The 23,254-nt window shown below is 39.0% G+C and carries 20 protein-coding genes; 18 read left to right on the top strand and 2 right to left on the bottom strand.

Translation table 11 applies throughout. The annotated features are described in order from the left end of the window. Window positions 1–120 precede the first annotated feature (120 nt). The 3 genes from IGL07_RS08140 (at window position 121) to IGL07_RS08130 (ending at window position 6,255) form a co-directional block, all read left to right on the top strand. Window positions 121–4,095, top strand: coding sequence for an endo-alpha-N-acetylgalactosaminidase family protein (locus IGL07_RS08140; RefSeq protein WP_010817375.1), 3,975 nt, complete (start codon window positions 121–123; stop codon window positions 4,093–4,095). 240 nt (window positions 4,096–4,335) lie between these two features. After that, window positions 4,336–5,490 carry an AI-2E family transporter gene (locus IGL07_RS08135; RefSeq protein WP_010817374.1) on the top strand — a complete coding sequence of 385 codons (1,155 nt, stop codon included), beginning with the start codon at window positions 4,336–4,338 and terminating at the stop codon, window positions 5,488–5,490. 120 nt (window positions 5,491–5,610) lie between these two features. Beyond that, on the top strand, window positions 5,611–6,255 hold the full coding sequence (locus IGL07_RS08130; protein WP_010817373.1) for a DUF998 domain-containing protein: 645 nt from the start codon (window positions 5,611–5,613) through the stop codon (window positions 6,253–6,255). 46 nt (window positions 6,256–6,301) lie between these two features. Here IGL07_RS08130 and IGL07_RS08125 read toward each other — a convergent pair whose 3' ends face one another. Continuing rightward, window positions 6,302–6,913 carry a hypothetical protein gene (locus tag IGL07_RS08125; RefSeq protein ID WP_025189543.1) on the bottom strand — a complete coding sequence of 204 codons (612 nt, stop codon included), beginning with the start codon at window positions 6,911–6,913 and terminating at the stop codon, window positions 6,302–6,304. Between the two features lie 178 nt (window positions 6,914–7,091). Between IGL07_RS08125 and IGL07_RS08120 the strand changes: the two genes are divergently transcribed. The 4 genes from IGL07_RS08120 (at window position 7,092) to IGL07_RS08105 (ending at window position 10,911) form a co-directional block, all read left to right on the top strand. Then, on the top strand, window positions 7,092–7,544 hold the full coding sequence (locus IGL07_RS08120) for a DUF2188 domain-containing protein (protein ID WP_002374668.1): 453 nt from the start codon (window positions 7,092–7,094) through the stop codon (window positions 7,542–7,544). A 190-nt stretch (window positions 7,545–7,734) separates the two neighbouring features. Further along, window positions 7,735–8,754: a branched-chain amino acid aminotransferase gene (locus IGL07_RS08115; protein WP_010712540.1), complete on the top strand. Its 1,020-nt coding sequence runs from the start codon at window positions 7,735–7,737 to the stop codon at window positions 8,752–8,754. Window positions 8,755–8,887: 133 nt separating this feature from the next. Beyond that, the gene (locus tag IGL07_RS08110; RefSeq protein ID WP_010817371.1) at window positions 8,888–9,208 is read left to right on the top strand and encodes a cupin domain-containing protein; all 321 of its coding nucleotides are present in this window, start codon (window positions 8,888–8,890) and stop codon (window positions 9,206–9,208) included. 62 nt (window positions 9,209–9,270) lie between these two features. Continuing rightward, a complete protein-coding gene (locus IGL07_RS08105) occupies window positions 9,271–10,911 on the top strand; it encodes a peptide ABC transporter substrate-binding protein (RefSeq protein WP_010817370.1) in 1,641 nt (546 codons plus the stop codon). A gap of 97 nt (window positions 10,912–11,008) precedes the next feature. Here IGL07_RS08105 and IGL07_RS08100 read toward each other — a convergent pair whose 3' ends face one another. Continuing rightward, a complete protein-coding gene (locus IGL07_RS08100) occupies window positions 11,009–11,884 on the bottom strand; it encodes an NAD(P)H-hydrate dehydratase (RefSeq protein WP_010817369.1) in 876 nt (291 codons plus the stop codon). Between the two features lie 149 nt (window positions 11,885–12,033). Here IGL07_RS08100 and IGL07_RS08095 point away from each other — a divergent pair, with 149 nt between their 5' ends. The 11 genes from IGL07_RS08095 to purH all read left to right on the top strand — a co-directional run bounded on the left by IGL07_RS08095 (window position 12,034) and on the right by purH (window position 23,254). Next, complete coding sequence (locus tag IGL07_RS08095) at window positions 12,034–12,900, top strand: SPFH domain-containing protein (RefSeq protein WP_010817368.1); 867 nt, start codon at window positions 12,034–12,036, stop codon at window positions 12,898–12,900. 172 nt (window positions 12,901–13,072) lie between these two features. Next, entirely contained in the window at window positions 13,073–13,561 is a 489-nt protein-coding gene (purE, locus tag IGL07_RS08090; RefSeq protein WP_002377220.1) for a 5-(carboxyamino)imidazole ribonucleotide mutase, read from the top strand. After that, window positions 13,554–14,678 (top strand): 5-(carboxyamino)imidazole ribonucleotide synthase, encoded by a 1,125-nt coding sequence (gene purK / locus IGL07_RS08085; RefSeq protein ID WP_010817367.1) that lies wholly within the window; start codon window positions 13,554–13,556, stop codon window positions 14,676–14,678. The genes purE and purK overlap by 8 nt, the downstream gene beginning before the upstream one ends. Window positions 14,679–14,829: 151 nt before the next feature. Then, window positions 14,830–15,543 carry a phosphoribosylaminoimidazolesuccinocarboxamide synthase gene (gene purC / locus IGL07_RS08080; RefSeq protein WP_002357270.1) on the top strand — a complete coding sequence of 238 codons (714 nt, stop codon included), beginning with the start codon at window positions 14,830–14,832 and terminating at the stop codon, window positions 15,541–15,543. Between the two features lie 13 nt (window positions 15,544–15,556). Continuing rightward, entirely contained in the window at window positions 15,557–15,808 is a 252-nt protein-coding gene (gene purS, locus IGL07_RS08075) for a phosphoribosylformylglycinamidine synthase subunit PurS (protein ID WP_010817366.1), read from the top strand. After that, entirely contained in the window at window positions 15,809–16,483 is a 675-nt protein-coding gene (gene purQ / locus IGL07_RS08070) for a phosphoribosylformylglycinamidine synthase subunit PurQ (protein ID WP_002357272.1), read from the top strand. Further along, window positions 16,480–18,699: a phosphoribosylformylglycinamidine synthase subunit PurL gene (gene purL / locus IGL07_RS08065; RefSeq protein ID WP_010817365.1), complete on the top strand. Its 2,220-nt coding sequence runs from the start codon at window positions 16,480–16,482 to the stop codon at window positions 18,697–18,699. Before purQ ends, purL begins: the two co-directional genes overlap by 4 nt. Continuing rightward, window positions 18,675–20,114 (top strand): amidophosphoribosyltransferase, encoded by a 1,440-nt coding sequence (purF, locus tag IGL07_RS08060; RefSeq protein WP_010817364.1) that lies wholly within the window; start codon window positions 18,675–18,677, stop codon window positions 20,112–20,114. Before purL ends, purF begins: the two co-directional genes overlap by 25 nt. Before the next feature lies 1 nt (window position 20,115). Continuing rightward, window positions 20,116–21,147 carry a phosphoribosylformylglycinamidine cyclo-ligase gene (gene purM / locus IGL07_RS08055; protein ID WP_010817363.1) on the top strand — a complete coding sequence of 344 codons (1,032 nt, stop codon included), beginning with the start codon at window positions 20,116–20,118 and terminating at the stop codon, window positions 21,145–21,147. After that, window positions 21,144–21,716 (top strand): phosphoribosylglycinamide formyltransferase, encoded by a 573-nt coding sequence (gene purN / locus IGL07_RS08050; RefSeq protein WP_010817362.1) that lies wholly within the window; start codon window positions 21,144–21,146, stop codon window positions 21,714–21,716. The genes purM and purN overlap by 4 nt, the downstream gene beginning before the upstream one ends. Next, window positions 21,668–23,254, top strand: a complete 1,587-nt coding sequence (purH, locus tag IGL07_RS08045) for a bifunctional phosphoribosylaminoimidazolecarboxamide formyltransferase/IMP cyclohydrolase (protein ID WP_373419675.1) — start codon at window positions 21,668–21,670, stop codon at window positions 23,252–23,254. Before purN ends, purH begins: the two co-directional genes overlap by 49 nt.

The following is a 23,254-nucleotide window of genomic DNA, read 5'->3' as shown; positions in this document are numbered from 1 at the left end:
TTTTTAAGAGAATGATTTAGAGATGGACGTTCCAAAAATAAAAGAATTTATTTTTGGAACGCCCCTTTAATTGTTAATAATGAAAGCGTGTTCAAAAATGTTAGGGGGCTGATTTATCAGATGAAACATGGAAAAATAAAACGATTTAGTACATTGACACTATTGGCAAGCGCAACGATTTTAGTACCATTAAGTACGTCTGCAGAAGAAACAACAAACAGCAGCACTGAAACAAGCTCATCAATGGTGGAACCTACCGCAACAGAAGAAAAATTGTGGCAATCTGATTTTCCAGGAGGGAAAATTGGTGAGTGGCAAGATGTGATTGGTAAAACAAATCGAGAATTAGCAGGAGAGTCATTGGCGATTTCACGAGATGCAGCAGCAGGTAATAATGCCGTATCTTTAAATTTAGATTCCCCTAAATTAGCTGATGGTGAAGTAGAAACAAAGTTTAAATACACTGCTGGAAGCGGTCGAACGGGTGTGATTATTCGTGGTAATACCAAAGATAGCTGGGTTTTTGTAGGCTATAACGCGAATGGCAAATGGTTAGTTGAAAGCCCTAATTCGTGGAATGATTCGATTTCTGGGCCAACGTTAAATGAAGATACGAATTATTTGTTGAAAGTACGTTATGTTGGTGAAAAAATTACTATCTGGCTTAACACCACGTTGATTTACGAAGGAGAACCTGTTTTAGCCAATGGAGACAAAATTCCAACAGAAGCCGGACATGTGGGTGTCCGTTTGTGGTACGACAAAAAAATTGTCAATTATGACTATTTTAAAAATGGCCCCGTAGATAGCATTCCGGAAATTGTGCCAGAAGTGACACAAATTGCGCCAGTCAAAGTTTTTACAAAAATTGGTGTCGCACCAAAATTACCGAAACAAGTAAAAGTGACCTATAATACTGGTAAAGAAGCCAATGAAGCAGTCCGTTGGGATGAAATCGATCCTGATGCATACAAAGAACCAGGAACTTTTGAAGTCGACGGTACTTTGGAAAATACAAACATCAAAGCAAAAGCCAGCATTGTTGTTGCTAAAGACAATGAAGCTGAAAAAGGCGACAAAATCTCTTCTGCAGATTTAACAGCCGTGGTTGACCCACAATTTCCACGAATTATTCGTTACGAAGACCCTCAGAGTAATCAAGTGATTTTTAATGGCCAACACGAGAAAATTGACCAAGTAATGATTGATGGCAAAGCATATAAAGCAACTGCTGAAAAACAAAAGAGTGAAGCAAATCAAGCCGTTTATAACGTAGCTGTCCCAGAAATTGGTCTGCGTTTCACAACGACATTGACTGTTTCCGAAGGCCAAGAATTAGCTATGAAACTCTCAGATATTCGTGAAGAAGGAACCAAAATACACACAATTTCAATTCCAAATCAAGGCTTGATTTCTGTCAATAGTACAGATGAAGGGGCGACTTTTGCTGGCGTTGTGATGAATACTGGGACAAATGCAAATAACGGAAATAAAAATGGTGATACTATCCAAGATTTAACTACAACAAGCCAAGAAGAAACGAAAAAATATATGTATGGTTTCTTAAATACGGCGAATTATGCTGCAAGTTTTTGGACGAACGCCTATGGAGACGGCTCTGTCGATGGTAGTGACAATAATCGAATCCATAAACAAACAAAAGAAGCGGCGACTGGTTTTGTAACAACCTTGTCAAGTGGGGCATGGACCTATCGACCATTTGATGCACCGGAAGATTACACAACTGGGGAAACGCCAGAAGTGAAAGTTAAATTCTCAAAAGATAGCAATGACGACAATCGGGTGGATTGGCAAGATGCGGCAATTGGGTTCCGTTCAATTATGAATAACCCAATGGGCGCGGAAAAAGTCCCTGAATTAGTCAACCAACGGATTCCTTTTAACTTTGCTAGTCAGGCGACAAACCCATTCTTAGTGACGTTAGACGAATCAAAACGCATTTACAATTTAACAGATGGATTAGGACAAATGAATTTACTAAAAGGGTATCAAAATGAAGGACATGATTCTGCGCATCCAGATTACGGTGCTATTGGTCAGCGACCTGGCGGGGAACAAGCGTTGAATCAATTAATTGATGAAGGCCATAAATTAAATGCCGTTTTCGGTGTGCATATTAATGACACCGAGTCTTACCCAGAAGCAAAAGGATTTAATGAGGAATTAGTTGATCCAACGAAGCGTGGCTGGGATTGGTTAGATCCGTCTTATTTTATTAAACAAAGACCCGATGCATTGAGTGGTCGTCGCTATGAGCGCTTTAAAGAATTAAAACAAAAAGCACCGAATCTAGATTATATTTATGTTGATGTTTGGGGCAACCAAGGCGAATCAGGTTGGGCAAGTCGTCAACTAAGTAAAGAAATTAATTCACTCGGTTGGTTTACAACCAATGAATTTCCGAATGCTTTAGAGTATGACTCGGTTTGGAACCATTGGTCTGCAGAAAAAGATTACGGCGGTACAACAACGAAAGGCTTTAACAGTACAATCGTTCGTTTTATTCGGAATCACCAAAAAGACACTTGGATTATTTCCGACAACCCTTTGTTAGGTGGAGCTGAATTTGAAGCCCATGAAGGTTGGGTGGGTAAAACCAATTTTAATACCTATCGCCAAAAAACTTTTGCCATTAATGTCCCAACTAAGTTCTTACAACATTACCAAATTACGAATTGGGAAACTACAACAGCAGAAGATGGTCAAATCTATGGCACGATTAAATTAGCGAACGGTGCTGAAAAAGTGACCGTTACTCAAGCAGATGCTAATTCGCCAAGAAGCATTACGTTAAATGAGACAGAAGTTCTAAAAGGTGATGCGTATCTACTGCCTTGGAATGTCAATGGTCAAGACAAACTATATCACTGGAATCCAAAAGGCGGTACCAGCACTTGGTCATTGGATAAGAAAATGCAAGGAAAAACGAATTTACATTTATATGAATTAACAGATCAAGGGCGTATTGACAAAGGCGCAATTGCCACTACAAATAACCAAGTGACCATCCAAGCCGAGGCTAATACACCGTATGTCATTGCTGAACCTGACAGTATTGAACCGATGACATTTGGAACAGGAACACCATTTAAAGATCCTGGATTTAATGAAGCCAATACCTTGAAAAATAACTGGAAAGTTTTCCGAGGTGATGGAGAGGTTAAAAAAGATGCCAACGGTGATTATGTCTTTAGTTCAGAAAAAGAAAGAACCGAAATCAAACAAGACATCAATCTTCCTAAACCAGGAAAATATAGTTTGTATCTAAACACAGAAACACATGATCGTAAAGCCACAGTAACTGTTAAAATTGGTGGTAAAAAATATACGCGGACAGTGAATAATTCGGTTGCCCAAAACTATATTCAGGCAGATATTAACCATACAAGCAGGAAAAATCCGCAGTATATGCAAAATATGCGAATTGATTTTGAAATCCCAGATAATGCCAAAAAAGGCTCGGTGACGTTAGCGGTTGATAAAGGCAATTCCGTTACAAAATTTGATGATTTACGAATTGTTGAGCGTCAAACGGATATCATGAACCCAGACAAACAAACAGTTATTAAGCAAGATTTTGAAGACACACAAGCAGTTGGGTTATATCCGTTTGTTAAAGGCTCAGCTGGTGGTGTAGAAGATCCACGGATTCATTTATCAGAAAGAAATGAACTTTACACACAATATGGTTGGAATGGAAACCTTGTTTCAGATGTATTAGAAGGCAACTGGTCCTTGAAAGCCCATAAACAAGGAGCAGGTTTGATGCTTCAAACAATTCCGCAAAATATTAAATTTGAACCGAACAAGAAATATACGGTCCAATTTGATTATCAAACTGATGGTGAAAATGTCTTTACTGCTGGGACCATTAATGGGGAGTTGAAAAATAACAATGACTTTAAGCCAGTCGGTGAGTTGACTTCGACAGCAGCAGATGGTCAAACCAAGCATTATGAAGCAGAAATAATTGGGGATGCTTCAGGAAACACTACGTTTGGTATTTTTACAACAGGTGCCGATAAAGATTTCATTATGGATAACTTTACGGTCACAGTTGAATCGAAAAAATAAATTTAGTCTATCTAAGCAACTTGGGCTACAAGTTAAACGTACTTGTAGCCCAAGTTGCTTCTTTTATGAAAAGAAGCAAGGTCTAGTGCCTCATTTTTATACTGCAGAATAAACCGACACATTTTTTAAAGTGTCAGGCTTCTTTGTGTATTTCATCAAGAACGAATGGACAAACTTGCCTTTTGCCACAAATCGTTTACAATTACAATGATAGGCATAATTTATTTAGAGGTGAAGTGATTGAAGAAATACAATGTTGATTGGAATTACTGGGTTGTCCGCTTTTTATTTGTAATGGCGCTGATTGTTGGCTATTTATTAATCACGAATTATCAGCACTTTGTCCATAGTGTTTCGGGTTTATTAGGCATCTTATCCCCATTCATTACTGGGTTTGTGATTGCTTATTTATTGAGTGGAAGTCAGAAAAAAATCGAGGGATTACTAGAAAGAGTTCCTTTACCAGTCGTTAAAAAAGCGAAACACGGCTTGAGCGTACTCCTTTTGTACCTGATTATTTTGTTTATTTTTGTTTTGACATTAAACTATATCGTTCCGCTACTCATTAGTAATTTAGTAGATTTAGCAAACTCTTTACCCACTTTTTATGATCACATGGTTCAGTTTGTAATGAGTTTAGAAGATAAAGGGATTTTAAAAACAGCCGCGATTGAAAAATATTTAAATAGTGTCCTTAAAGATTTGTCGCCAGAACGTTTTTTAAATCAATGGACACAAGCGTTGTTTTCATTAGGAACGTTGACTAAAAATGTTTCATCATTCTTTTTAAATGCATTTTTGACGTTGATTATCTCAATATATGCGCTGGTATTTAAGCAATCTATTTTGACATTTGTTGAAAAGGCTGCCCACAAATTGCTGTCTGAAAAAGTGTACAAGCAAACACAAACCTGGTTAAATACAACGAATAAAATTTTCTATAAATTTATCAGTTGCCAATTTCTTGATGCTTGTATAATTGGCGTTTCATCAACGATTTTGTTAAGTATTTTGAATGTGAAATTTGCTGTGACTTTGGGGATTTTATTAGGTATTTGTAATATGATTCCTTATTTTGGTTCGATTTTTGCGTCAATTGTTGCTGGTGTGATTACGCTTTTCACAGGTGGTATTACTCAAGCAATTACGGTGTTACTAGTTTTATTAATTTTACAACAAATTGACGGTAATATTATTGGTCCTCGAATTATGGGAGATGCCCTAAATGTCAATCCGATTTTAATTATTGTTTCAATCACGATTGGGGGAGCGTACTTCGGCGTCTTAGGGATGTTTTTAGCAGTTCCTGTTGCTGCAATCATTAAAATTATTGTCTCGGAGTGGCTAAATGAATCAAAAGAAAATGATAAGATTGTAGATTCTATTGAATCCTAAAGTAAAACTTTTCGTCTCGCGTTGACGAAAAGTTTTTTAGTGGAAAAGAAAGTTTCATTATTTGGAATTTTTGATATGCTATACTTGAAGTAAATAGAAAATCAAAATTGAGGTGAATAGATGCAGTTTTTAAAAAAATATGGCGGCTTTTTTTTAGTTTTAGGGGTCTTACTTGATTTTTTTACACCTTATTATGTCGGATTCAAAGATCAAGGTTACAATCAATTGACAGAAGTAATTAGCTTATTAGGTGAGGTGAATAGTCCAGTTAGGGAAAACTTTAATCGGTTAACTATCATTGCGGGAATGTTGATGTTAGCAAGTTTACCTAGGATATATGCTATTTTTTCCAGAAAAACGAAAAAAGGTGCTTGGTTAGTAGTGGCAATGATTGGCGCTTATGGTTTATTTGATTGTATTTTCAGTGGGCTCTTCAGCGTAGACACTTCAAGCGCTGGCACAGTTGCTGCCGCGCTTCATAACGGAGGATCAGCAGTCGGTTATACAGGCTTTTTGTTGTTATCAGGCGTCTTAACCATTATCTATAGTAAATACGGTTCGCAAAAAAATAAAAAACTTTTTGGCTTTTTGTTTATTTTATGTATGCTTGCAGCCGGCTTATATGGCTTAGCAAGGATTCCACAACTACAACAGGTAAAACCATTTAATTATTTAGGCTTATGGCAAAGAGTGAGTTCATTTTGTAATTATCTACCAATGCTAGCACTGTGTTTACAAACTAAAACCAATGACAAATTTGATTGAACATTTGTCATTGGTTTTTTACTAGTTAAAATTGTCTGGTAATAACTTAATTATTGGCTACGGTGACTTCACCAGTAACAGTGGCACCATCTTTTTCTAAGTCAGCAGAATCTTTGTATTCTTGTTTATCAAAAGTAATATTGCCATTAACTTTGGTACCATTTAAAGTAAAGCCATTTGCTTTCACCTCAATATCACCTTTGACAGTCCCGTGAACGATGTTGAAATTTTCAGAAGAAACGATTAGTTTAGGAACCGTGATTTCATATTCAGCAGTTACTTTTTTATTATCATCTTGAGAATAAAGCGCTAATTTGCGATAGACATCGTTGGAATCTTTCCCCTTATCATGGAAAGTACCAGCAACTGTTACCTCTTTATCAAAAGTGACATTGTCAGTAGCTGCGACAATCCAATTTCCTTTATCACTTAACGCCATTTCGAGTTCTTCAGGCTTGGCACTAATTGAAGCACCAGAGACTACTTCTGTACTTGAATTAGTTGTTTCTTTGCTACTAGAACTACTATCTGTTTTTTTATCAGATGAACAAGCACTAAGCAGCACAAGAGTAGCAGTTGCCGTCAAAACAGTGGTGAGTACTTTAGACATTTTCATGAAAATCCCTCCAAAAAATTTATTTATTTCTTCCTTTATCATAACTGATTCAAAGGGAAATGAGTAATCATACACTCAAAGATTGAGAAGTTTAGCCAACGGGAAATTAGGCTTATTCTCTCAAGAGTGTTCAGGAAATATTCAAAGTAATCATTTCTTTTTCAAATGTTCCTTTTCTGTAGTAAGCTAGTAATAGACAGAATTTAAGGAGGAGATTTTGATGCCTTGGAATATGAATGATTATCCTACATCAATGAAAAATTTAGCACCTTTGATTCGGAAAAAAGCGATAGATATTGGCAATGCGTTGCTTGCGGATGGCTACCCTGATGATCGTGCCATTCCAATTGCGATTAGTCAAGCGGAGAAATGGTATCAAGAGGCAAGTGCAGCAGACAAAAAGGCCTTCGAACATGAAGCAAATCCTACGAAACAAGATTCGCATAAACAGGATAAACATGCTGGAAAATTATTAACGGCGGCTGTCAACGTTAAATATAAAGACGACCAATGGTTGGTGATTTCAGACAGCGCTGAAAAAGCAAGTAATACATTTACCCACAAACAAGAGGCGGTTGAACGAGCTCAAGAAATTGCTCGGAATAAGCAAACAAAGCTGAAAATCTATAAGCAAGATGGGACGTTACAAGAAACCAAAGAGTATACTGAATAATTTTTCGAAACCTTGATATTCCGTTGTAATTGAAGAAACGGCTATCAAGGTTTTTTGGCGAGGGAGAAATGGACAAGTAAGAAAAAATAACAAAAGTTAAGAATGAGAATAAGGCTTGCTTTTCTAGTTTTTGGTGGGTACAATTACACTAATTAAGATAAAAAATCAAAATAATTGAGGTGCTACGACAATGGAAAAAGCCAATCTTGATTGGAATAATTTAGGATTTTCTTACATTAAAACGCCTTTTCGTTATATTAGTTATTGGCGAGATGGCAAGTGGGAAGAAGGCTCGCTAACAGATAACAATCAGTTAACGATTAGTGAAGGTTCGCCTGCTTTACATTATGGCCAACAATGTTTTGAAGGATTAAAAGCGTATCAATGTGCAGATGGTTCTGTCAATTTGTTTCGTCCAGATGAAAATGCCAAACGGTTACAAAAAAGTTGTGCGCGTCTACTGATGCCACAAGTGCCAGTAGAAACCTTCGTTTCTGCATGCCAAGAAGTGGTGAAAGCCAACCTTGCTTATTTACCGCCATATGGAACGGGTGGCACGTTGTATCTTCGCCCTTATATGATTGGTGTCGGCGATAATATTGGCGTAGCGCCTGCCAAAGAATACATTTTTTCTATTTTTTGCGTGCCGGTTGGTTCGTATTTTAAAAATGGTTTAGCACCAACCAACTTTATCGTTTCTGAATATGATCGAGCAGCGGGTCGAGGAACTGGGGCCGCTAAAGTGGGGGGCAATTATGCAGCTAGTCTTTTACCAGGTGCAGAAGCACATGAGAAAGAATTTAGTGATTGCATTTATTTAGATCCGTATACGCATACGAAAATTGAAGAAGTTGGTGCAGCTAATTTCTTTGGTATAACCAAAGATGGTACTTTTATTACGCCGAAATCAGCGTCTATTTTACCAAGTATTACTAAATATTCATTATTGACGCTAGCAAAAGAACGTTTAGGGATGACTGCGCTTGAAGGAGACGTTTACATTGATCGATTAGCGGACTTCTCTGAAGCAGGTGCTTGTGGCACAGCGGCGATTATTTCTCCTATCGGTGGGATTCAAAATGGCACAGATTTCCATGTATTTTATAGTGAAACGGAAGTTGGACCAGTGACTAAGCAACTGTATGATGAACTGGTTGGCATACAGTTTGGTGACAAAGAAGCGCCAGAAGGCTGGATTGTAAAAGTTTAAAGAGATAAAAAAGAGAGAATTCATGCTCTCTTTTTTTGTGTAGAATATTCAGAATTTTCTATAAAAAGATTGACTTTGATACTATTTAAAGGAATAATGGAAGATACAAGATTTAAAAAAGGAGGGAAAGCTATTGCTTATTAAATCAGCAGAATCAGAAGAAATGACGATTTTTTTTGATAAAGAAAACCAACCAAATGCACAAGTTCAAATGGGCATTATTACATTACAGCCTGGTGAAAAACGACCTTTAGCTGGATATGCTCGCCATGAACAGGATGAATATTCTTATGTGATTTCTGGCGAAGCACATACGATTTTAGAAGATGGTCAAGACTTAGTTGGAAAAGCCGGACAAGCCCAATTAATTGAAGCTGGTGAGGGGCACATTAATTATAATGATGGGTTGGAGCCGGCGGTCGTGGTCTGGATACTTGTGGAAAGGACAGAATAAAAGGGAAGCTGTCTTTCTGTAAGTAAAAGCATAAAAAAATGAAGAGCTATAGGAGAAAGAAGATGAAAAAGTATTTAAAAATCACAATGGTTTGTATTTTATTGGTAGGATTTTTAGCTGGGTGTACCAATAAAAATGAAAATAAAAAGAAACAGAAAAATACCAAAGAAGCCGTTCAACTGATGTCACCCTCGGAATTAACAACGCTCAACACCTCTGTATTATTGGATTTTCCAGATGCTATTGTCCAAACAGCAGCGTTTGAAGGATTATATAGTTTAGATGAACAAGACCAATTGGTACCAGGCGTAGCAAAAGCATTGCCGATGATTTCAGAAGATGGAAAAACCTACACGATTTCTTTAAGAAAAGAAGCGGTTTGGAGTAACAATGATCCTGTCACAGCACATGATTTTGAATATGCTTGGAAAAAAATGATTGATCCTAAAAACGGCTTTGTTTATAGCTTCCTCATCGTTGAAACAATTCAAAATGGTGCAGAAATCTCAGCGGGGAAATTAGCACCCAATGAACTTGGTGTCACAGCTGTGGATGATTATACATTAAAGGTGACGCTCAAAGAGCCAAAACCGTACTTTACGTCCTTGTTAGCTTTTCCTACATTTTTCCCGCAAAATCAAAAAGTAGTCGAACAATTTGGTGCAGACTATGGAACTGCTAGTGATAAAGTCGTCTATAATGGTCCCTTCGTGGTAAAAGATTGGCAGCAAACAAAGATGGACTGGCAATTAGCAAAAAATAATCGCTATTGGGATCGCCAGAACGTGCGCTCAGACATTATCAGTTATACGGTTATCAAAGAAACATCTACCGCATTGAATCTTTTTGAAGATGGACAATTAGATGTGGCTACACTAAGTGGTGAACTGGCGCAACAGAATAAAAATAATACGTTGTATCATTCGTATCCAACAGCGACAATGAACTATTTGCGCTTAAATCAAAAACGGAAAGGGCAAGCAACGCCGCTTGCAAACGAAAACCTGCGTAAAGCGTTGGCTTTAGGCATAGATAAAGAAAATCTAGTCAATAATATTATTGCAGATGGTTCTAAAGCGCTACATGGTGCGATCACGGAAGGTTTTGTGGCGAATCCCACAACAGGCCTCGATTTTCGTCAAGAAGCAGGTAATTTAATGGTTTATAACAAAGAAAAAGCGCAAAGTTATTGGAAAAAAGCACAAGCAGAATTAGGAGAAAAGGTTAACGTTGAATTGATGGTAACAGATGATGGTTCTTACAAAAAAATTGGTGAAAGTTTGCAAGGCTCGCTACAAGAACTGTTTCCTGGTTTGACGATAGAGCTAACCGCATTGCCGACTGAAGCTGCATTGAACTTTGGGCGAGAAAGCGACTATGATTTATTCTTAATTTATTGGACACCAGACTATCAAGACCCTATTTCTACCCTGATGACTTTATACAAGAGCAATGATCGCAATTATCAGAACCCTGTCTATGACAAATTATTAGATGAAGCAGCCACAACGTATGCCTTAGAGCCAGAAAAAAGATGGGCGACACTGATTGCAGCTGAAAAAGAAGTGATTGAAACGACTGCTGGCATGATTCCACTTAGCCAAAATGAACAAACAGTCCTGCAAAATGATAAAGTCAAAGGCTTGAATTTTCATACCTTTGGCGCTCCATTAACGTTAAAAAATGTTTATAAGGAAAAATAAAAAGAGAGCCTGGCCTGAAAATCGCTTTTGATTTTCGGCCCAGGCTTAAATCCTGCTTTTTAACCCAAAATTTGTCATCATTTAGCCTTTTCGGGTTTTATCTCGAACGCTTCTGTTCTAATAGTTCAGAATCAGGTGCAGTGTGTGGCTGGGCATATTTTTTCATATATGTCGGCAAGGCTTGACTAATCTTCGTTGGTAAAACAACATAGTCGGTTTTGGCCAAATCATCTCCAATGAGACTGTGTAAGTAGACGGCGCCAGCAATGGTTTCAATTGTCGGCTTAAACTGAGCTAAAAAACCAGCAATGATGCCAGCCAAGGTATCCCCAGTTCCGCCAGTAGCCATCCCAGGGTTGCCGCCTGTATTTTGAAAAGGTTCTCCTGCGTGGAAAATTGTGGTGCGATGACTTTTTAAAACAATCGTACTGCCTAATTTTGCTTGTTGGCGCTGGTTATTTGCCAGTGTTTGTTGCTCGATAGGTAAGTGACTCAAACGTTGCCATTCCATTTGATGAGGTGTGAAAACAACTTTTTCAGGATAGGTAAGGGAAAAATTGCCTTGGCTAAACAGGGTAATTGCTGAGCCATCGATAATTAACCATTGTTGTTTTTGATGTTGGGCGAGTACCATCTTTAATATTTGTTGTGCAGTAGCATCTAAGCCTAAACCTGGACCAATTAAAATAACCTCCGCTTGCTCTACGACGTCCGTCAGAAGGACTGTTTCTTCAAAGCCCACGACCATCGCTTCTGGGCATCTTGCATGTAAAGGCCCGTGGTTTTTAACATCAGTAATCACAGTGGTGAGACCAGCGCCACTATTGATACACGCTTCGGTACTCATGATGATGGCTCCGCCATATTGACGGTTTCCTCCGATTAATACGACACGCCCAAAATTGCTTTTATAAGAGTCGGAGGGACGTTGAGTGATGACTTTCTCTAAAATGTCCTTGCTTAAATAGCGCATTCTATCACTCCTTTTCTTGGGATTTCTTTGTTCTCAGTATACTACAAGAGCACCAAAAAAATCAGTTTATTTAATGTTAAAAGTTACTCTATTGAAGGCAATGAGGTGTATAATAAGGACCAGATAAATGAGTTAGGAGAGTGAAACAGATGGAAGAGAAAAAAACATTTTATATGAGTGGCTACGTAGGAATTGCGAGCTTATTAGTTATTTTAATTGCGGGAATTGGTTTATTTATTTATGGAGCGAGTCATACCAATGGTTTTCTTGTTGTTTTAGGTATTATTTTGTTAATTGGCGCTATTTTATTTTTAAGTTCCTTAACTATTGTTAGTCCCAACCAGGCGAAAGCGATTTTATTTTTTGGTTGCTACTTAGGTACGATTAAAGAAAATGGGTTGTTTATTACCATTCCATTTACGCAAAAAATGAACATTTCTTTGAAAGTACGGAATTTCAATAGTTCTTTATTAAAAGTCAATGACTCTGACGGGAATCCAATCGAAATCTCTGCGGTCATCGTTTTTCGGGTAGTCGATACAGCTAAGGCGTTATTTAATGTCGATTATTATCAAGACTTTGTGGAAATTCAAAGTGAAACGGCAATCCGGCATGTAGCAACACAATATCCTTATGACACTTTTTCAGATAATGATGTAACTCTGCGAGGAAATACCGAACAAATTTCCGAGGAGTTAACCAAAGAATTGCAAGAACGCTTAGCAGTGGCTGGTGTAGAGGTTATCGAAACACGGTTGAATCATTTAGCTTATGCAACTGAAATTGCTAGCTCCATGTTGCAAAGACAGCAAGCAAAAGCAATCTTAGCGGCTCGACAAACAATTGTTGAAGGTGCGGTAAGCATGACACAAATGGCCTTAGAACAGATCGAAGAAGGGCAAGAAATTAATTTTACCGATGAACGAAAAGTACAACTTATTAATAATTTATTAGTCTCAATCATTACTGATAAAGGAACACAACCAGTTATTAATACAGGCGACGTTTCTTCTTAAAGAGGAAGTAACGCTAAAAATAGCAAAAAAGAGTCATCTTTCCGATGACTCTTTTTTTGATAAACACGAACATTATATAATTTTAATCTATAATATTTCGGTTTTTCTTTGACATCTCTTTTTCTCATTGTTAGAATAACAGTGAAAAAAGGCGGAAGGAGTTATTACATTCATGAAACCATTAGTCGCTGTGATTATGGGAAGTACCTCAGACTGGGCAACGATGAAAGCTGCTTGTCTTGTGTTGGAAGAGTTGAAAATTACTTATGAAAAACGAGTGATATCAGCACATAGGACCCCTGATTTGATGTTTCGTTTTGCAGAGGAATCACGAACAAAAGGATTGAAGGTTATTATCGCTGGCGCTGGTGGAGCGGCCCATTTACCAGGGATGGTAGCTGCAAAGACAACCTTACCTGTCATTGGTGTTCCAGTTAAAACACGAACATTAAACGGTATTGATTCACTGTTGTCTATTGTGCAGATGCCAGGGGGAGTTCCTGTAGCAACAACTGCGATTGGCTCAGCAGGTGCTACCAATGCTGGGTTATTAGCTGCAGAAATACTAAGTATTGATGATTTACAGTTAGCAGAAAGAATCCAAGCAAGACGACAATCATTGGAAAAAGCGGTTATGGAAAGTGGGGAACAACTTGAATAAACCTTTAAAAGTCGGAGCAACTATTGGCATTGTAGGTGGGGGACAGTTAGGGCGAATGCTAGTTATGAGTGGTAAAAAAATGGGTTTCCAAATGATTGTGTTGGACCCAACGCTCAATAGTCCAGCTGGTCAAGTAGCTGACCGTCAAATTGTGGCAGCCTTTGATCAGACATCTGCTTTAACTGAACTAGCAGAGTTATGCGATGTGATCACCTATGAATTTGAAAATATTGAAGTGGCCTCCCTAGAAAAGGCCATTCCACTAGAAAAGCTGCCACAAGGAACAGAATTGTTAAAAATTACTCAAAATCGATTGCTTGAAAAAACGTTTCTTCAATCGATTGGCTGTAAGATTGCCCCTTTTGCGGAAGTAAAAAGCCAGAAAGAGCTGCCACAAGCAATAGAAAAGATTGGTTTTCCATGTGTCTTAAAAACTATTCAAGGTGGATACGATGGAAAAGGACAGGTCGTCTTAAAATGCGAAGAGGATTTCTCCCAAGCGACTGAATTATTAGCTAACGCTACTTGTGAATTAGAAAAGTGGGTGCCTTTCACTAAAGAACTTTCAATCATCGTTGCAGGGAATAAGCATGGTTACCAAAGCTTTCCTGCATCTGAAAACATTCATCGAAAGAATATCTTGCATGAATCAATTGTGCCAGCTCGAATTTCTGAGAATGTGCAACAAAAAGCAGCGGAATTGGCGCAACACATTGCTGAGGAATTAAATTTATCTGGGGTTTTAGCTATCGAACTGTTTTTAACGGATTCAGAAGAGTTGTACGTCAATGAATTAGCGCCACGGCCTCATAACTCAGGTCATTACTCTATTGAAGCTTGCTCATTTAGTCAATTTGATGCGCATATTCGAGGGATTAGCAATTGGGGCATTGGGTTACCCCAGTTACTTCAACCAGTGGTTATGGTGAATCTCTTAGGTGAACACTTAGAAAAAAGCTACCAGTTATGCACGTCCAAACCCACTTGGCAAGTCCATTACTATGGAAAAGCCGAATCAAAAGTTGGCAGAAAAATGGGCCACGTCACCATTACAACACCTTGTTTATCAGAAACGTTAAAGGAAATTGAGACTGTTGGTATTTGGAACGTAACTTAATAAATGCTTGCTCCAAGCAAGTTTTTTATTTTTACATTCAACAAACACGAACGATTGTTGTTTTTTTGTAACTAATGTAAGTTTTTAACTGATGTGAATCAGCTGACTTAGAAAGAATAGCGTTCATGAAGCTAACGAGAAGAGGGAAAGAATGGAAAAGAAAGCACTTGTGTATACAGGAAAAGCGAAGAAGTTGTATCAAACAGAAAATGCAGCGGTTCTTTTTGTGGAATATCTTGATCAAGCAACAGCTTTAAACGGTCAAAAAAAAGACAAAGTTCTTGGGAAAGGCGCTTTAAATAATCAAATCACTAGTCTAATTTTTGAACATTTACAGCAACAGAAGATTCCCAATCATTTTATCAAAAAAGTATCTGAACACGAACAATTAATTCAGGCCGTAGAAATGATTCCTTTGGAAGTTGTCGTACGTAATTATGCGGCAGGAAGTTTTTCAAAGCGTTTAGCGATTGAAGAGGGCACTAAATTAGTGACGCCCATTATTGAATTTTATTACAAAGAAGATCGTCTGGATGATCCTTTTATTAACGAAGACCATATTCAATTTCTAAAAGTAGCCACTCCTGCTGAAATTGTGGAGATTAAAGCATTGGCTTTACAAATTAATCAGGCGCTTAGTCAACTCTTTCAACGCCTCAATATTTGTTTGATCGATTTTAAAATCGAGATTGGTCGGACGAAGGCCAATCAATTGTTACTGGCAGATGAAATTTCTCCAGACACCTGTCGTCTATGGGATTTAAACACAAACGAACATCTGGATAAAGATGTTTATCGCCGTGAATTAGGAGAAATAGTTCCTGTATATGAAGAAGTTTTACAACGTTTACTAACAGCTAATTGAGGAGGAAGCGCGTATGTATTTTGTCAAAGTCTATGTTACGTATAAAGAATCAATTTTGGATCCCCAAGGTGAAGCGGTTAAGGAAGCAGTTCATCGGCTTGGTTTTACAGAAGTAGCCGAAATCCGTGTCGGTAAGTATTTTGAAATTCGCGTCCAGCAGACAGAAGCAATTGAAGAGAAAATTGAACAAATTTGTGATCAACTATTAGCCAATGTAAATATGGAATCCTATCGTTTTGAAATTTTATCTTTGGAGGAAATTTAAATGAAATTGGCAGTGATTGTTTTTCCAGGATCCAATTGTGATGCAGACTTATTGTGGGCTGTCAAAGAGGTGATGGGCGTCGATGCAGAATTTGTCCGACACGATGCCACTTCTTTAGCAAAATTTGATGGCGTATTGTTGCCTGGTGGTTTTTCTTATGGCGATTACTTACGTTGTGGTGCAATTGCTCGGTTTTCGCCAATTATCAATGAGGTGATTCGCTTTGCTACAGAAGGCAAAATGGTTTTTGGTACTTGTAATGGCTTTCAAATTTTAACAGAAATTGGCTTGCTTCCTGGTACGTTGTTAAGAAATGATTCGCTTCGTTTTATTTGTAAAAGTGTCCCATTGAAAGTGAATACGCACACAAAGTTTACAAGCGAGTATCCTGAAAATGTTTCGATACATTTACCAGTAGCACATGGCGAAGGGAATTACTATTGTGATGAAAAAACGTTGCAAGAGCTGAAAGAAAAGAACCAAATTGTTTTTACGTATCAAGAAAAGGTGAACGGTAGTCTTGCGAATATTGCTGGTATTTGTAATGAACAGGGCAATGTTCTAGGAATGATGCCTCATCCGGAACGAGCGATGGAAGAATTGTTAGGTTCAACAGATGGACGCAGCTTTTTTGCTTCAATCATTAAAAACTTTGGAAAGGAATTAAGCCAATGATGAATGAACCAACACCAAAAGAAATCAAGGAGACACGGTTGTATGCAGAATGGGGACTAACAGATGAAGAATATCATCAGATTGAGACCATTTTGCAAAGAGAACCTAATTATACAGAAACTGGCTTATTCTCCGTGATGTGGAGTGAACATTGCTCTTACAAAAATTCCAAGCCCGTTTTAAAAAAGTTTCCGACGGAAGGGCCACAAGTGCTTCAAGGCCCTGGTGAAGGAGCTGGGATTGTCGATATTGGTGACGGATTAGCTGTTGTTTTTAAAGCAGAGAGCCATAATCATCCTTCTGCAGTAGAACCTTACGAAGGAGCAGCTACAGGCGTTGGTGGAATTATTCGCGATATTTTCAGTATGGGGGCGCGGCCGATTGCTTTACTGGATTCGTTAAGATTTGGCGAACTGACGGATGCACGAACACGTTATTTGTTTCAAGAAGTTGTGGCGGGGATTAGCGGTTATGGAAATTGTATTGGTATTCCAACCGTTGGCGGCGAAATTGCTTTTGAGCCATGTTATCAAGGAAACCCACTTGTTAATGCTATGTGTGTGGGATTGATTCGTCATGATGAGATTCAAAAAGGCCAAGCAAAAGGCGTCGGAAATAGCATTCTTTACGTAGGTGCGAAAACAGGACGAGATGGAATTCATGGTGCGACCTTTGCTTCAGAAGAATTTAGTGAAGGTGAAGAACAGCAACGATCTGCGGTACAAGTAGGTGATCCGTTTATGGAAAAATTATTATTGGAAGCTTGTCTTGATTTAATCAAAAATCATCAAGATATTTTAATCGGCATCCAAGATATGGGGGCGGCTGGCTTGGTTTCTTCAAGTGCTGAAATGGCATCAAAAGCAGGTTCAGGCTTGATTCTAGAGCTAGATAAAGTTCCGCAGAGAGAGACGCAGATGAGCCCCTATGAAATGCTCTTGTCTGAGTCCCAAGAACGGATGTTAATCTGTGTAGAAAAAGGAGCAGAACAGCAAGTTTGTGAATTGTTTCAAACATATGACTTAGAAGCGGTAACGATTGGATCCGTAACAGATGATGGACAGTATCGTGTCTTTCACAGTGGCAAAATAGTCGCAGATGTACCAGTAGATGCTTTAGCAGAAGAAGCACCTGTTTACCAGAAAGCCTATCAAGAACCAGAACGGATGCGTGCTTTTAAAAAATTAGCGCCCTTCATTCCAGAAATTACGAATAGTACGGAATTATTAAAACGCCTATTGCAACAGCCAACGATTGCATCGAAAAAATCAGTTTACGAAACCTATGATAGTCAAGTACAAACGAATACAGTGGTGCAACCAGGAAGTGATGCAGCTGTATTAAGAGTACGGGGCACCAATAAAGCCTTAGCGATGACGACAGATTGTAATAGCCGTTATTTGTATTTAAATCCTGAAATTGGTGGGCAAATTGCGGTTGCAGAAGCAGCCCGTAATATTGTAGCAAGTGGAGCACAACCTTTGGCTATCACTGATTGCTTGAATTATGGTTCCCCAGATAAACCAGAAAGTTTTTGGGAATTATGGACGTCGGCGGATGGAATCGCCGCAGCCTGCCGTCAGCTAGGAACACCCGTGATTTCAGGGAACGTCTCTCTTTACAATGAAACAGATGGTCAAGCCATTTACCCTACGCCGATGATTGGTATGGTGGGAGTGATTGAAGATGTTTCACAAATTGCCACACAAGCGTTTAAACAAGTTGATGACTTAATTTATCTCATCGGTGAAACCCACGCAGATTTTAACGGCTCAGAAATTCAAAAAATGCAACTGGGTCGAATTGAAGGGCAATTACGCTCATTTGATTTAAAAGAGGAAAAAGCAAACCAAGAATTAGTTTTAAAAGCAATTCAAGCAGGCCTAATTGCTAGCGCGCATGATTGCGCTGAAGGCGGCGTTGCCGTTGCTTTAGCCGAGTCGGCTTTTGCTAACGAACTGGGGTTACAGGTGACACTGCCATTAACAAAAGAATATCTATTTGCGGAGACGCAATCCCGTTTTATTCTTTCAGTTAGTCCCCAGCATCAAGAAGAATTTGAAACACTAATTGGAAAAAAAGCCCAACACATTGGGAAAGTGACTGAAACTGGTTTGGTCATCCATGCGTTAGATGATGTGATCAATTGTTCAACAAAAGAAGCCAAAGCCTTATGGGAGGATGCGATTCCATGTCTTATGAAGCAAAAAGCTTAAATGAAGAGTGTGGTATTTTTGGTATTTGGGGTCATCCTGATGCGGCACACGTGACCTATTTTGGCTTACACAGCTTGCAGCATCGAGGCCAAGAAGGCGCGGGAATTGTGGTGAACAATTCTGGGAAATTAGATGGCCACCGTGATTTAGGTTTATTAGCAGAAGTATTCCAAAAGCAAGAACAACTGAATGCGTTAGAAGGAACGGCGGCTATTGGTCATGTACGCTATGCAACCGCTGGTACGGGTAGCGTGGATAATATTCAGCCATTTTTATTTAAATTTTATGATAGTCAAATTGGGTTAGCACACAATGGCAATTTGACAAATGCCAAGCGTTTACGAAAACAACTAGAAAGAGAAGGAGCTATTTTTCATTCCAATTCAGACACTGAAATTTTAATGCACTTGATTCGAAAAAGCACTGCTGTCTCGTTTCTCGATAAACTAAAAGAGAGCTTGAATTTGGTTAAGGGTGGCTTTGCTTATCTTTTATTAACAGAAACGATGATGATTGCTGCACTGGATCCCAACGGCTTTCGCCCTCTCTCCATCGGACAAATGAACAATGGGGCGTACGTTGTGGCATCCGAAACGTGTGCATTAGAAACAGTTGGGGCTAGCTTTATTCAAGATGTGGCGCCTGGTGAAGTAGTCATCATTTCTGATGAAGGCTTGAAAATAGAGGTTTTCACTACGGAAGTCCAACCGGCGATTTGCGCAATGGAATATATTTATTTTGCACGACCAGATTCAAATATTGCTGGAGTTAATGTGCATACAGCTCGTAAAAGAATGGGAAAGAACTTGGCGATCGAAAGTCCAGTCGCAGCTGATATGGTAGTTGGGGTACCGAACTCGTCATTGTCTGCAGCTAGCGGCTATGCAGAAGAAGCACAGATACCTTACGAACTAGGTTTAGTAAAAAATCAATATGTCGCTCGAACATTCATCCAGCCGACACAAGAATTAAGAGAACAAGGTGTCCGTATGAAACTATCGGCAGTTCGTGGCGTGGTCAAAGGAAAAAAAGTCATTTTAGTAGATGATTCGATTGTTCGCGGGACCACTATTCGGCGCATTATTCATTTATTAAAAGAAGCAGAAGCGCAAGAAGTTCATGTCAGAATTGCTTCACCACCATTAAAATATCCGTGTTTTTATGGCATTGATATACAGACGCGAGACGAACTAATTGCGGCAAACTATTCAATTGAAGAAATCAAAGAGCAGATTGGCGCAGATTCGCTGGCTTTTTTGAGTGAAGCAGGGCTGATTGATGGGATTCAATTAAATTATGATGCTCCTTATTCTGGGCTGTGTATGGCTTACTTTAATGGAGACTATCCAACGCCTTTGTATGATTATGAAGAACAATATCAAGCATCCTTGAAAAAAGAAACTAGGAGGAATTGACATGGAAAATGCCTATTCAAAAGCTGGTGTAAATGTTGAGGCGGGATACGAAGTAGTAGAACGAATTCAAAAGCATAGCCAAAAAACACAACGGACGGGAACGTTGGGCATGCTTGGTGGTTTTGGTGGTTGTTTTGATTTAAGCAGTTACAAGCTTAAAGAACCAGTTTTGGTATCAGGAACGGATGGCGTAGGCACAAAGTTACTCTTGGCAATTGAAGAACAGAGACACGAGACAATCGGAATTGATTGTGTAGCAATGTGTGTCAATGATGTCGTCGCACAAGGCGCCGAACCGTTATATTTTTTAGATTATTTAGCGTTAGGGACCGTTAATCCAGCTAAAGTTGAAGCAATTGTTGCGGGTGTTGCGGCTGGCTGTTGTGAGGCGAATGCAGCCTTAATTGGGGGCGAAACAGCTGAAATGCCTGATATGTATGAAGCAGATGCTTATGACGTGGCTGGTTTTGCCGTGGGTATTGCTGAGAAAAGTCAACTCTTGACTCCAAGTAACGTAAAAGAAGGCGATTTCTTGATTGGTCTTCCTTCAAGTGGTCTTCATTCTAATGGTTACTCGTTAGTAAGAAATGTTTTTTTTAAGAAACGTTCGTTTAAAACAACGGACAAGCTTCCAGAATTGGCACCCAAAACGTTAGGGGAAGAATTATTAACACCAACAAAAATTTATGTGAAGGAATTATTGCCATTGTTAAAAGCAGGACTCGTGCATGGGGCTGCGCATATTACTGGTGGCGGGTTTTTAGAAAATCTACCAAGAATGTTTTCTTCTTCATTAGCTGCAGAGATTCAATTAAATAGTTGGCCAGTGCTACCAATTTTTAAATTGATTCAAAAATACGGTGAAATTCCACCTGAAGAAATGTATGAAATTTTCAATATGGGCTTGGGGATGATTTTAGCGGTGAGTCCAGAGCATGTTGAAAAAGTTCAGGAGCTTTTGCCAGAAGCTTTTGAAATTGGTCGTTTGGTACCCAGGAAAACGAAAGCCGTTATTTTTAAGGAAGCCTTATGAAGATAGCTGTTTTTGCATCTGGCAATGGTAGCAATTTTGAGGCGATTGCTGCAGCTTTTTCCCAGAAAAAAATCGCAGGGCAGTTGAGCTTAGTCTTTTGTGATCAGCCTGAAGCCTATGTATTGACCCGTGCCCAAAAACGCAAGATTCCCGTTGTTTGCTTTTCGCCATCTGATTTTCCATCTCGTACGCAGTATGAGAAACAAGTATTGAAACATTTAAAAGAGCATCAGATCGATTTAATCGTGTTAGCTGGTTATTTGAGAATTATCGGCAAGACTTTACTGGAGGCTTATCCAAAGAGAATCGTCAATATTCATCCTTCTCTGTTACCTAGTTTTCCAGGTCTTCACGGAATTGAAGAGGCATTTCATTATGGAGTGAAAATAACAGGAATCACTATCCATTATGTTGACTCTGGGGTTGATACAGGACCGATTATTTTCCAAACAACCACCAAGATTGATACTGAAGATACATTGGACACATTAGCAGAGAAAATTCATGCTCTTGAGCACGAATGGTACCCAAAAATAATTTCACAAATTGTAAAGGAGACAATGAAATGACCAAAAGAGCATTGATTAGCGTTTCAGACAAAACAGGAGTGACAACATTTGCAGCAGGCTTAGTTGCAAATGGCTTTGAAATTATCTCCACTGGGGGTACAAGGAGTGTCTTAGAAGAAGCGGGGGTACCGACACTTGCTATTGACGACATCACTGGCTTTCCAGAAATGTTAGATGGCCGTGTCAAAACGTTACATCCGAATATCCATGGCGGACTTTTGGCAAAAAGGGGAAACCAAGCGCATCAAAAAGCACTGACTGAACAAGGCATTCACTTTATTGACCTTGTAGTAGTGAATCTTTATCCATTTAAAGAAACAATTTTAAAACCAGCGATTTCTGAAGCAGAAGCGATTGAAATGATTGATATTGGCGGTCCTAGCATGTTACGTTCAGCGGCAAAAAATTATCAAGACGTAACAGCAGTGATTGATCCTAGTGATTATGAACAGGTATTAAGTGAAATTAGCAGCACCGGAACTAGCCAGTTAGCCACTAGAAAAAGATTAGCAGCAAAAGTCTTTCGTCATACCGCTGCTTATGACGCGCTTATCGCTGACTATTTGACGACGCAAGTGGGTGAAACTGAGCCAGAGAAACAGACGCTTACTTATGAACGCAAACAAACATTGCGCTATGGTGAAAATAGCCATCAACAGGCCACCTTTTATCAATCCGTTGTACCTGTATCACTATCCATTGCTTCCGCTCGACAACTTCATGGCAAAGAACTGTCATATAACAATATTCGAGATGCTGATGCAGCACTCCGGATTGCTAGCGAGTTTACAGAACCTACGGTCGTCGCTGTTAAACATATGAACCCATGTGGAATTGGAACAGGAAAAACGATTTTGGCAGCCTACCGTCAGGCATTTGAAGCAGATCCAGTTTCAATTTTTGGTGGCATTGTTGTTTTGAATCGTCCAGTGGACCAAGCGACTGCGGCTGAAATGCATCAAATCTTTTTAGAGATAATTATTGCGCCTAGTTTTGAGGAAGAAGCTCTGGCACTGTTATCTCAGAAAAAGAATCTTCGTTTGTTAACGTTAGATTTTCATGCTCAAGAAAAAAAAGCGGTGGAATTAGTTTCTGTTATGGGCGGGTTATTAATTCAAGAACAAGATACAGTTGTTGAAAATGACCAAGCATGGCAAGTTGTTACAGAGCGCCAACCCACACCAGCTGAAAGAGACGCATTGAACTTTGCTTGGAAAGCAGTCAAGCATGTAAAATCAAACGCTATTGTTTTAGCCAATGAAAGCCAAACGGTGGGGATTGGCGCTGGTCAAATGAATCGAATTGGGTCAGTAAAAATTGCAGTTGATCAAGCCCAAGCAGCTGGAAAATTACAAGGGGCCGTCTTAGCAAGTGATGCCTTTTTCCCCATGGCAGATAGTGTGGAATACGCTGCACAACATGGTATTCAAGCAATTATTCAGCCAGGCGGGAGCATTAAAGACCAAGCATCAATCGATCTAGCGAATCATTATGGCATTGCGATGATTTTTACTGGGACTCGTCATTTCAAACATTAA

The organism is Enterococcus sp. DIV1368f, from assembly GCF_051712245.1.
In the GTDB taxonomy this organism is placed as follows: Bacteria; Bacillota; Bacilli; order Lactobacillales; family Enterococcaceae; genus Enterococcus; species Enterococcus faecalis.
This window is presented reverse-complemented; position numbering and strand designations above follow the sequence as displayed.